Genomic DNA, 10,883 nt, shown 5'->3' with positions numbered 1-10,883 from the left:
TACAAGCTTTCCGAATAATCTTTGGGAAGCGACTAAGGTTTGATTACCAGTGAAGATATATCTTTTAAGAGCGACTTTTGACGAAGTCAACGGAGCGAGAAAAGATATATCGGAACGCTTTGTTTCGATCCAGTTTTCAGGGCGCAAGTCTTGAACGATTAAGCTTGGAGAGATACCCAAGTGGCTCAAGGGGACCCTCTGCTAAGGGGTTAGACTGCGTAAGTGGTGCGAGGGTTCGAATCCCTCTCTCTCCGTTTCAAGTTTGGCGGCGTAGCTCAGCTGGCTAGAGCGTACGGTTCATACCCGTAAGGTCGGGGGTTCGATCCCCTCCGCCGCTACCAATTTTATCCCATGGAGGCTTAGCTCAGCTGGGAGAGCATCTGCCTTACAAGCAGAGGGTCGGCGGTTCGATCCCGTCAGCCTCCACCATATGCCGCTGTAGCTCAATTGGTAGAGCAACTGACTTGTAATCAGTAGGTTGGGGGTTCAAGTCCTCTCGGCGGCACCAGTTGTTTCAATATTATAGTGTGGAGCCGTGGTGTAGAGGCCTAACATGCCTGCCTGTCACGCAGGAGACCGCGGGTTCGAATCCCGTCGGCTCCGCCATGAATTATCTTACCAAGCAGGATAAGCTTGAACTTTAAGGGACAAGCTAACCGCATACATAAGGCTCGGTAGCTCAGTCGGTAGAGCAGAGGACTGAAAATCCTCGTGTCGGCGGTTCGATTCCGTCCCGAGCCACCATAGGCCTTACAGCCATTATACGGAGGCTTAGCGAAGTGGCCAAACGCAGCAGACTGTAAATCTGTTCTCTGACGAGTTCGGTGGTTCGAATCCATCAGCCTCCACCAGTTATTCTCACGAGCCATTAGCTCAGTTGGTAGAGCACCTGACTTTTAATCAGGGTGTCGTAGGTTCGAGTCCTACATGGCTCACCATTTAGGTGACAAGTAAAGAGACCTCAAGGGGTCTCTTTTTTGCATTGTGCTTACTTACTTCATGATTGAAGTTTGTCGCGGACGGAGCGAAGCTTCTGCTCCATCGAAGCATTTTTGTCACGGCGGTCATCGATTTTGATCGATGTGGACACGCGTTGGGCTCCGTGCTGGAACGGGGCTTCATGCAGACGTCGAAGCACTTGAAATAAATCTTGAAGCTCTCCTTCGATAATAGTACTCATCGGCGTCATTTGGAATTGAATCGGTTCCGGGGCTTGTTCCAGCAGGCGGTGCAGATCGGCGACATATCCGCTTAAGCTGGTCGTTTCGGTTCCGATGGGAATAACGGTTACTTCGGCTATAGCCAATGGTTCTCCCTCCTTCTTAGCTTGTAAGCACAGCATGTGTTTATTTTACCGTAAAGGATGGGCAGGGTATAGTCATAGCTCCATTCGCTTCATGGCCGCTTTGATATAATCGGCAGTGCGAGCCGCTAGCGCCATCACCGTATTCGTCGGATTGCCACCTCCGGACGTCACGAAAATGCTGGCGTCGCATATAAACAGGTTCGGAATATCGTGCGTTTGCCCGTAGGAATTCACGACGGACGTATCGGGATTATTGCCCATGCGGCAGCCTCCCATCAAATGCGCCGTATCAGGGACGACGAATTCGGGCTTGCCTCCCGCGGCGCTTAAAATTTCGCTCATTGTTCCGATGGCATGCTGGATAAGCCGATTATCATTTTCTCCATAGCTGAAAGTGACTTTCGCGCGAGGCATGCCGAAAGCATCCTTTTCATCGCTCAAGGTAATGGCGTTGTCCGGGTTCGGGAGCACTTCCCCGACTAACGTGACTCGCCCGAAGTAATTGTAGTTGAGTACCGCTTCCCGCAAACGTGTCCCCCAAATCGGACCGTTCTTACCCGATTGGGTAATCCCGCCGGCAAAGCTCACCGGCCGGACCCCGTGGGCGTGCAGCGTATAACCGCGGGCAAAATCTCGTTCGGGGGAAGTAGCGTAAAAGTCCTGTGTCGTTGCAAGCACCGGGGTTCCTTTATACAGACGGACCTCCTCTTCGAATCGTGCATAGACATCGTGACTGCTGTGAGTCATGAACGCTTTCCCGACCCATCCGCTGCTGTTGGCAAGTCCGTTCGGAAACCGGCTGTTGGCTGAATTCAGGAGCAGCCTAGGGGTCTCCACGACGTATGCGGACAAAATGACCAGCCGGGCCCGCTGCTCATAGGTCGCATCGTTATGAACAAACGTCACTCCCGTGGCCTGGCCGTTCGCATCCGTATTCACTTGAGTAACCCTGCAATCGGGCAGCACTTCCGCACCGGCTTCAATCGCTTTGGGAATATGGACGATCAGGGTACTGAATTTCGCATTCGGCATGCATCCTTGGTTGCAAAATCCGCGGTTAATGCAAGGCGGGCGGCCCTCGAAGGGTGCGGACAAAATGGCCAGCGGGCTCACGACCCAGCGAATGCCGAGCTTTTCGCAGCCTCTGGCAAATACCTGCGCGTTCGGGCTGATCGGATCGCGCTCAGGATAAGGATAGGGGCCGTGAAACTCGCCCCAAGGGAAATGTTTTGGGCCCGAGACGGCGATCTCCTTCTCGATCTTGGTATAGTAAGGCTCGAGATCGGAATAGCTGATTGGCCAATCCTCTCCGACGCCGTCGAGCGTTTTGGTTCGAAAATCGCTTTCATGAAAACGCAAGAAAACTCCGGTAAAATGTGTCGTTCCCCCGCCAACCCCCCAGCCGGAATTGTTATGGCCCATTTGCAGCGGGTCCTGACCATCGACGATACGTGCTTCCTGCCAACCCAAATTTTGCATGGATAGCTCATCACTGGCAAAATCGTGCTGCGGATCCCGGAACGGTCCGGCTTCCAGCACGACGACGCTCATACCGGCTTCGCTCAGTTCTTTGGCCAGCACACCGCCAGCAGCCCCGGCTCCAACAATGACGACATCTACCGTCTCACCCTCATATTTACGCTTCATGCTGTTTTTTCTCCTCCTTAGGCTCCCATGGATCGAGCTGACCCGGATGCATACGTACATAGCCGCGGGGATAAGCGGGCCCTCCGTATCCGATCTCCGACCATATTTCAGGATGAGAATAATAAGCTTCGACAGTGAGGTTCAGCAATTTTTTGAACAGCGCTTCCTGCGGCACGTGCTGCCACACTTCGAGAGGTACCGCTTGATTCCGGCTGACATCGAGCATGAGCTGTTTTTTCTGTTTCGGTTGAAGGTGAAAGAAGCGCTCGGTATGGATCGTTTGACATGCGATATCCAGGGCGTGAAGCCCTTCACGCACCAGCACGGCCGCCTCGGGCTCGCCGCTTTTACGCTGGCTTTCTTGCCCGCCCGCCAAGGTCCGATCGATATGATCCAATACGAACTGAATGATTTCCGGACGTTCGTCATCGACCAAGAGAGAGCACCAGGCCCGCAAATGTTCGGCCTCAACGGTCATCAGGAACACATAATCGCCGGTCGTGTGCAATCGGGAAAGCACGATTTGCTGGGTATGATCGTCCCAAGAGTCTTTTTCGTGCATGACATCGTAGGAAGGGTACCGTGTGAGCTTTTTCATCGATTTACCTCCAATAATAGGCGAGAAGTCCAAGGACGCTCAAAGCGCTGAACAGGATCGGAAGCACGACAGGAGGACCGACAAGAAAGTTGCGCATCGTATAGCCGCCGACGCGAACGCCTACCCCGTGGAAATGAAAGTAGAACCCGATGCCGCCTGCAACAACGCCGAACCACATAAGATAGGAAAAAAGTAAAAACAGCCAATCCAGCCGGTAATAGGCAAGCGATACGGCAAGCAGGCTGAATATAGGGGCAGAGACGACAGGAACCCACATGGCTTTATGGTGAAAGTTTTGACGGTAATGCGAGATGGTCACTTGTATCCAAATGGCAAAAAAAGCGACGCCCACGAACAAAAAGACAACGCGTGCCAAGGGCCATCCGATCCAGTACATACGAATCTTCCTCCGTTTTCTGTTAGCGGTGATGACGCGGATAAGTCAGCGAGCCGAACGGCATGATAGCCAGCTTCGCATCGGGGTCTTGCAGCACAGCTTGGGTCGTAGTGCTCAAATCGTCAGCAGGATAAAAGCCCAGCAATTCAATTAAATGACGGGGCAATGAGGAACGGACAAACACCCGGGCGCGGGACAGCACTTCTTCCACATGCAAAATTTTGTGGGCACCCAGTACGAATCGTTCACGCAGCTTGTCCGTCATTTTTCGGCGATCGCCCATCGTCTCGATCCACTGCTGAAATAAGCCGTTTCCCATCCCTTCAGGACACTCCGCCACAAGAAGCAGGGCGCCTCCCGGCTTTACGAAAGCGGCGGCATTGCGGAGCGCTTTTAACGCTTGATACATTTGCAAATCTTTCGGAGCCCCTCCGGCCGATACGACGACGACATCGTAAAGTTCGGCAACCTGCCGGGTAAACCAGCCGGCGGCAAACGCGGTTCCTTTTTTATGCGCTTCCGTGGGATTTCCGGCTACAGCTTTCAGCACATGACGATCGTGGTCGGCGATCACATTGAGCAGGAAATGGATAGGGACAAGCCGCGCGGCTTCCTCCAAATCGAGGTGCAGCGGGTTGCACGGGTTGCCGGGTACGGCCGTGTACGTTAACGACAACGCATGATGGCATTCAATGGTGCGTTTGGATGCTACCCCGGGTACGAGTGCTTTGACGCCTCCGGAAATGCCAACCATCGCATGAGGCTCGATATTGCCCGTCGCAATGCGCAGCGGCGTCTCGGCGACCATGCGGTTGATCTCGACCGGGGTGCCGAGCGACGTTGTCCCCCTATAAACGCAATCCTCCGATGCGGCGGAATGATTATGCACGCGGACTCTCGCGTAAATTTCGGCGCCGACCAGCCGCTTCAGTTCGTCGGGCGTGTGCTTGCGATGGGCGCCCAGCGCCACGACAATATCGAGCTGATCGTCGGCTAGGCCAGCCGCGCCAAGCTCCTCCAGCAGCGGAGGCAAGAGCAGCCCGGTAGGGCACAAACGGGTACCGTCGCTGATCAGAATGATCGCCCGGCTTCTCCCCTTGGCAAGCTCGCGGAGTCTGTTGCTCCCGATAGGCGCCGCCAATGCTTCGCGAATCCGGTTTTGGGACAATTCGGGAGACGTCTCTAAAGCTTCGAGCCCGTACGTCAATGTATCGTACGTCCTGCCGGAAGGCAGTTCCAGCGAGACAGTGGTCCAGCCATAACGCAGTTCGGGAATGACACAGTCCTCCTTCTCTTTGCAAATCAAGAATGGATGACGATGGAAATTTATATTTATTATTACCGTATGTTAAGCTCTTATCCGTAGCTAAACGCGATTAATGATTTACCTCCTAAGGCAGCTCCTTTTGTTGCGGTTGCTAGGCCCAATTGTGTTACAATAGATGTAACTAGTTATTTAATATAGACATAGGGTTGGGAGCGAGGAGATGGATTGGGAACAAGTGAGGGAGCAGCTTGAAGCCATATTGAATACTCCGGTTCAAACCACCAGATGGGCCTGGGAAGTGTGGCGGCGCGAAACGGAGAAACATAAGGCGGAGCCGGGGTCCGAAGGCGGAAGCTTGATTAGCGAGGGCAGGCTTCTTTTTTTGGCGCAAAAAGAAGGGCAGGATGCGCTGCTTCTGTCCATACAGGCAGATGCCGTATCGCCTGTGGAGCGGCGGCTCGTGGAGCTTACGCTGGAAAGCCGCAAAACGCAGGATAAAAAGCCCCCGTCGCTCGCCAACGAGGAGGAGCGCAAAGCGGGAATGGTGCGCGATTGGCTTCGCACGCAGCAGGAGCTCGGCTTGACGCAGGCCGAGATGCCCGATGCTTTGGTATCGCAGCTGTCGCTTTACTCCAAAAAAATTCCGCTGCTGTTGTATGGGGATTACACAACCTCACGGCGGGCGCACGACCGGGAGCTGAAAAAGCTGCTGGAATCATTCTTCGATGCGGATATGACCTTGGTTCCTCTGACGGATAAGGAATGGCTCATTCTCGGCTCGGAGAAAATCATGTCGATGGATTCCGGCGACGATAAGGAAGACTCGGACGGCGAAACGCTGGAAGACCGGCTTGCGGCTGTCGGCTACGGCTTGCACGAAATGCTTGAGAACGAATGGGTAGGTGAGTGCCATCTGGCCATCCACTATCCGATTATGCCGGCCAAATCGTTATATGCCGCGGTACTTCAGCTCAGGGAGACGATGATGCTGGGGCGTACGTATCACGTGGGCAGCAACATGCATATGCCATGGGAGCTCCAACTGGAAAGGCTGGTGCATTTGGTACCGGAAGCAGAGAAGGCGAGCTTTCTGGAGAATGTGCTGAAACGACTCGATGTGGCGTTCGATACGGAGACGATGACGACGCTAGAACAGTTTTTCCAGTTGGACTGCAACGTCAGCGAAACGGCCAAAAAGCTGTACATTCACCGCAACACGCTGTTGTACCGCTTGGACAAATTCAAGCACGAGACGGGATTGGACGTGCGGACGTTCAACAACGCCGTGCTTGTGAAGATTGCCATGCTATTGTACAAAGTAACGAAAAGAAAGTAGTTTTTTTGTGAAGATTGTGCATAGTCATGATACGCCTTGTTACGGTATCATTTAATCAATGAACACGATACTAATTCGTAGGGGGAATCAATCATGGCAGGTGTACGTTTGAACCACATCGTCAAAAAATATCCGGGCGCAGAAGAAGCAACGGTGAAAGACTTCCATCTCGATATTCAGGACAAGGAATTTCTGGTTCTGGTAGGCGCTTCCGGTTGCGGTAAATCCACGACACTGCGGATGATCGCCGGGTTGGAGGAAATCACGGAAGGCGAACTGTATATCGGCGACCGTCTCGTGAACGACGTCGCTCCGAAAGACCGCGATATTGCGATGGTATTCCAATCCTACGCTTTGTATCCCCATATGAACGTATATCAAAACATGGCATTCGGTTTGAAACTGCGTAAATTCAAAAAAGCCGACATCGACGCCCGCGTGCGCGAAGCGGCCAAAATTCTCGATATCGAGCACTTGCTCGACCGTAAGCCGAAGGCGCTCTCCGGCGGTCAGCGTCAGCGCGTTGCCTTGGGCCGGGCGATTGTCCGTGAGCCGCAAGTGTTCCTGATGGACGAACCGCTGTCCAACTTGGACGCGAAGCTGCGCGTACAAATGCGCGCCGAAATCACAAAGCTCGTGAAACGTCTCGAAACGACGACCATCTACGTAACGCATGACCAAACGGAAGCAATGACGATGGGCGACCGGATCGTCGTTATGGATAAAGGTATCATTCAACAAGCGGCATCTCCGGAGGAGATCTACAACTATCCGGTGAACATCTTCGTAGCCGGCTTTATCGGTTCCCCATCCATGAACTTCATCCATGGCGGATTTGCTGAGCAAGGCGGCAGCTTGTACTTTAAAGCAGCGGGCTTTAATGTCGAAGTACCGGAAGGCAAGGCCAAAATCCTCCGCGAAAAAGGCTATGCCGGCAAAGAAGTCGTGCTGGGCGTACGTCCGGAAGATTTCCACGAAGAAGCGATCTTTATGGAAGCTTCTCCGAACACCATCATCAACGCTCATGTGGAAGTGGCGGAGAACCTCGGTCATGAAATGCTCTTGCACCTCAGCGGAATCGGCAGCCAAATGGCCGTTGTTCGTGTAGACGGCCGCTCGAACGCCAAAGAAGGCTCCAACGTGAAGCTCGCTGTGGATATGAACAAAGTTCACTTCTTCGATAAAGATACGACGAATTCCATTTTGCTGAACGCTTAATGCGCATTGAACGGAATAAAAGGTCAGTCCTGACGGGCTGGCCTTTTTTGCTACGGCTGCGGGTGGCGTTGGAAAGAAAATCGCGATATGCTAGGCGTAGCCTCTACGAATGAAGAGCTTGTCCGGACAGCGCGGCTGTACGAAGAGCTGGGGAGTGGGAAGATTCATGAGCATCGAGCAATTGAAAGTGTTTGTGACGGTGGCGGAGCTGCAGCATTTTTCACGTGCCGCGGAGCTGCTGCATTTGTCTCAGCCAGGGGTCAGCATGCATATCCGCAGTTTGGAGAACGAGTTCGGGACGAAGCTGCTTCATCGTTCGTCGAAGCGGGTGAAGCTGACGGAGGCGGGGGAAATCTTGTATCGTCAAGCGAAGGCGATACTGCTGCAATACGAGACGGCGAAGCATGAGATCGACAGGTTGAACCAGGTCGTCTCCGGCAGTTTAAGCGTCGGGGCAAGCTTCACGATCGGAGAGTTTCTTCTGCCCAAGCTGCTGGCGAGCTATGCACGGCTATATCCGGGCGTAGAGGTACAGGTCACCGTCGGCAATACGGATGAAATCGAGCGGCTCGTGCAGGCGCACGAACTGGAGGTCGGGCTGGTCGAAGGAGAGCTGCAGCGGCCGGGGATTCGCTCGGAAACGTTCATGGAGGACGAGATGATCGTGGCCGTTCCGGCGGGCCATCCGCTTGCGGCGTACCGGGAAGTGACGCCGGAGGCATTGCAGGATCAAGTCTGGATTTTCCGCGAGGTCGGCTCCGGTACCCGGGCCTATAGCGACCGGCTGATCCGCGAATGGGGACTGCGGGTGCAGCGGGCTTACGTGCTGAGCAGTACACAAGGTGTCAAGGAGACGGTTGCGGCCGGACTCGGCATTGCCGTACTGTCGCGCTGGACCGTAGGACGGATGCTTGCGACGGAGGAGCTGAAGGAGCTCCGCATTCGCGGCCAGCGACTAACCCGTTTGTTGTCCCTGATTCAAGGCGAGGAGCGGGCAGGGACGCTTGCGCTGGACCGGTTCGTCCAGCAGGTGAGAGGGCTTCGCACGGCCTCTTCCGGTTGATTTATGCAACTGATTCCTTTAGGATGAGGATATTGGGATAAAAAGGAGAAAGATCACGATGCCGAAAAAAGTGAAAGTATCGGATTTGGTGAGAGAGTTCCATCTGGAAATTATTTGCGGCGAAGAGGGACTAAAGCGTCCGATCGTCACGGCGGATTTGTACCGTCCCGGGCTTGAGATGGCTGGATACTACGAATTCCATCCGACGGACCGGGTCCAAATTCTCGGCAAAACGGAGCTGACGTTCTTCGACGGGTTGTCGTCGGAGGAGCGGATGGACCGGATGCACCGGCTGTGCGCGCCGGAGGAGACACCTTGCATTATTATCAGCCGCGGGATGGACGCGCCGATCGAGCTGCTGGCCGCGGCCAACGACCATCAGATCACGGTCGTTCGGACGGCGATGGCGACGACGATTTTGGCCAGCCGCGTAACGAACTTTCTGGAAAACCGGCTTGCCCCTACGACGACGATTCATGGGGTACTGGTTGATGTATACGGTATCGGCATGCTGATTTCCGGGTCCAGCGGTATCGGCAAAAGCGAAACCGCATTGGAACTGGTAAAGCGGGGACACCGGCTGATCGCGGACGATGCGGTGGAAATCCGTCAAACGGCCGACCATCAGCTGATTGGCAACGCGCCCGAATTAATCCGGCACCTGCTTGAAATCCGCGGCATCGGGATTATTAACGTTATGACGCTGTTCGGCGCCGGTGCGGTGCGTACCGAGAAGAAAATATCGGTGGTCGTCAAGCTGGAGACATGGCAGCAGGACAAGCAGTATGACCGGCTCGGGCTGGACGAGGAAACGACCCAGATTATCGATACGAATATCCCGCTCGTGACGATTCCGGTTCGGCCGGGACGAAACTTGGCGGTTATTATTGAAGTTGCAGCGATGAACTACCGCTTGAAACGGATGGGCTATAACGCTGCCCTGCAGTTTACGAATAAATTGACCGAGTCGCTGGCCGAGGACATGGACGATTTGTAAAGGGAAGCCCCGATTTGAGGGGTGGACAATTTTTGGCATAAGGAAGGAGCACAAGCATGTTTCTCGCGATTAATCCGATTGCTTTTGCCATCGGTCCGTTAAGCGTCCGTTGGTACGGCATCATCTTAGGGACGGCGGCGCTGGTCGGTTTGCTGCTCGCGATTCGAGAAGGCAAACGATTCCGCATGTCCCCGGACTTCTTCATGGATCTGGTGCTGATCGGGGTGCCGTCGGCGATCGTTGGCGCAAGAATTTACTATGTCGCTTTCAAATGGGAGGACTACCAAGATAATCTGTGGAAAGTGTTTGCCGTTTGGGAAGGCGGTATTGCCATCTACGGAGCGTTAATCGGCGCCATTATCGCGGCAGTCATTTACGTGCGGCGGAAAGGCTATTCGTTCTGGCGCATTGCCGATATTTGCGCGCCGGGCCTAATCATCGGACAAGCGATCGGGCGTTGGGGCAACTTCATTAATCAGGAAGCGCACGGCGGGCCGGTAGCGGAATCGTTCCTCAGGAACAACCTGCATCTGCCGGATTGGCTCGTCAATCAAATGCTTATTGAGGGCCAATACTATCATCCGACGTTTTTATATGAGTCGCTATGGAACGTCGTAGGGCTCCTCCTGCTGTTCGTGCTGCGGCGGCGTTCGTTTTTGCGGGCGGGAGAGCTCTTCTTCAGTTACTTCATCTGGTATTCGATCGGGCGGTTTTTCGTGGAGGGCCTGCGGACGGACAGTCTCGATTTTACGGGACCAAGCTGGCTGGCCGCGCTGATGAACGGCATGTGGTCGCCGATGAAAGCTTTCGGCTTCGAGCCCGGATTCATGACCTACGGAGGCAATGTGCGGATTTCGCAGCTTTTGGCGGTGCTGATCGTGCTGGCCGCGATTGCGCTGATCATCGTTCGCCGCCGGACGGGCGCTGCTTCGGAGCGTTATAGCGATCCGATTGTACGGATCGGACAAGCGCCGGAGGGAACGGGCGAAGCCGGTGGTACAGAGACTCGGCCGGATGGCAGCAAGGAAGCAGACGTAAAGACAAAGGAGTAGCA

Annotated in this window: 11 protein-coding genes and 8 tRNA genes; 13 read left to right on the top strand and 6 right to left on the bottom strand. The window is 54.4% G+C overall.

Features of this window, described 5'->3' with window-relative positions:
• Positions 1-189: hypothetical protein (locus tag NI000_RS22730; protein WP_253413671.1), on the bottom strand; the 189-nt coding region annotated here is incomplete at its 3' end.
• Between NI000_RS22730 and NI000_RS22725 the strand changes: the two genes are divergently transcribed.
• The 8 genes from NI000_RS22725 (at position 167) to NI000_RS22690 (ending at position 938) form a co-directional block, all read left to right on the top strand.
• Positions 167-254: transfer RNA gene (locus NI000_RS22725), tRNA-Ser, on the top strand. The genes NI000_RS22730 and NI000_RS22725 overlap by 23 nt on opposite strands.
• A 10-nt stretch (positions 255-264) precedes the next feature.
• Positions 265-341 (top strand) — tRNA-Met (locus tag NI000_RS22720).
• A 12-nt stretch (positions 342-353) separates the two neighbouring features.
• A tRNA-Val gene (locus tag NI000_RS22715) sits at positions 354-429 on the top strand.
• Positions 430-432: 3 nt separating this feature from the next.
• Positions 433-508, top strand: a tRNA-Thr gene (locus NI000_RS22710).
• A gap of 21 nt (positions 509-529) precedes the next feature.
• A tRNA-Asp gene (locus NI000_RS22705) sits at positions 530-606 on the top strand.
• A 62-nt stretch (positions 607-668) separates the two neighbouring features.
• Positions 669-744: transfer RNA gene (locus NI000_RS22700), tRNA-Phe, on the top strand.
• A gap of 21 nt (positions 745-765) precedes the next feature.
• Positions 766-851: transfer RNA gene (locus NI000_RS22695), tRNA-Tyr, on the top strand.
• A gap of 11 nt (positions 852-862) precedes the next feature.
• Positions 863-938, top strand: a tRNA-Lys gene (locus NI000_RS22690).
• 59 nt (positions 939-997) lie between these two features.
• Here NI000_RS22690 and NI000_RS22685 read toward each other — a convergent pair.
• The 5 genes from NI000_RS22685 to larA all read right to left on the bottom strand — a co-directional run bounded on the left by NI000_RS22685 (position 998) and on the right by larA (position 5,254).
• Entirely contained in the window at positions 998-1,306 is a 309-nt protein-coding gene (locus NI000_RS22685) for an MTH1187 family thiamine-binding protein (protein WP_253413670.1), read from the bottom strand.
• Positions 1,307-1,378: 72 nt separating this feature from the next.
• Positions 1,379-2,953, bottom strand: coding sequence for a GMC family oxidoreductase (locus NI000_RS22680; RefSeq protein ID WP_253413669.1), 1,575 nt, complete (start codon positions 2,951-2,953; stop codon positions 1,379-1,381).
• Positions 2,943-3,551 (bottom strand): gluconate 2-dehydrogenase subunit 3 family protein, encoded by a 609-nt coding sequence (locus tag NI000_RS22675; RefSeq protein ID WP_253413668.1) that lies wholly within the window; start codon positions 3,549-3,551, stop codon positions 2,943-2,945. The genes NI000_RS22680 and NI000_RS22675 overlap by 11 nt, the downstream gene beginning before the upstream one ends.
• 4 nt (positions 3,552-3,555) lie before the next feature.
• Positions 3,556-3,948: a hypothetical protein gene (locus NI000_RS22670; protein WP_253413667.1), complete on the bottom strand. Its 393-nt coding sequence runs from the start codon at positions 3,946-3,948 to the stop codon at positions 3,556-3,558.
• A gap of 22 nt (positions 3,949-3,970) precedes the next feature.
• A complete protein-coding gene (larA, locus tag NI000_RS22665; RefSeq protein ID WP_253413666.1) occupies positions 3,971-5,254 on the bottom strand; it encodes a nickel-dependent lactate racemase in 1,284 nt (427 codons plus the stop codon).
• A 181-nt stretch (positions 5,255-5,435) separates the two neighbouring features.
• On the opposite strand from larA, the gene NI000_RS22660 reads away from it, so the two are divergent.
• The 5 genes from NI000_RS22660 to lgt all read left to right on the top strand — a co-directional run bounded on the left by NI000_RS22660 (position 5,436) and on the right by lgt (position 10,881).
• On the top strand, positions 5,436-6,551 hold the full coding sequence (locus tag NI000_RS22660; protein WP_253413665.1) for a PucR family transcriptional regulator: 1,116 nt from the start codon (positions 5,436-5,438) through the stop codon (positions 6,549-6,551).
• Between the two features lie 93 nt (positions 6,552-6,644).
• Positions 6,645-7,769, top strand: coding sequence for an ABC transporter ATP-binding protein (locus NI000_RS22655; RefSeq protein WP_253413664.1), 1,125 nt, complete (start codon positions 6,645-6,647; stop codon positions 7,767-7,769).
• A 166-nt stretch (positions 7,770-7,935) separates the two neighbouring features.
• Positions 7,936-8,832 carry a LysR family transcriptional regulator gene (locus NI000_RS22650; RefSeq protein WP_036692601.1) on the top strand — a complete coding sequence of 299 codons (897 nt, stop codon included), beginning with the start codon at positions 7,936-7,938 and terminating at the stop codon, positions 8,830-8,832.
• Between the two features lie 58 nt (positions 8,833-8,890).
• A complete protein-coding gene (hprK, locus tag NI000_RS22645; RefSeq protein ID WP_090674156.1) occupies positions 8,891-9,829 on the top strand; it encodes an HPr(Ser) kinase/phosphatase in 939 nt (312 codons plus the stop codon).
• 56 nt (positions 9,830-9,885) lie between these two features.
• Positions 9,886-10,881 carry a prolipoprotein diacylglyceryl transferase gene (gene lgt / locus NI000_RS22640; RefSeq protein ID WP_253413663.1) on the top strand — a complete coding sequence of 332 codons (996 nt, stop codon included), beginning with the start codon at positions 9,886-9,888 and terminating at the stop codon, positions 10,879-10,881.
• Positions 10,882-10,883: the final 2 nt, after the last annotated feature.

It is taken from the genome of Paenibacillus tyrphae (assembly GCF_024158745.1).
GTDB classification, from domain to species: Bacteria; Bacillota; Bacilli; order Paenibacillales; family NBRC-103111; genus Paenibacillus_G; species Paenibacillus_G tyrfis_A.
The sequence above is the reverse complement of the archived record's forward strand: the minus strand, read 5'-3'. Positions and strand labels throughout refer to the sequence as shown.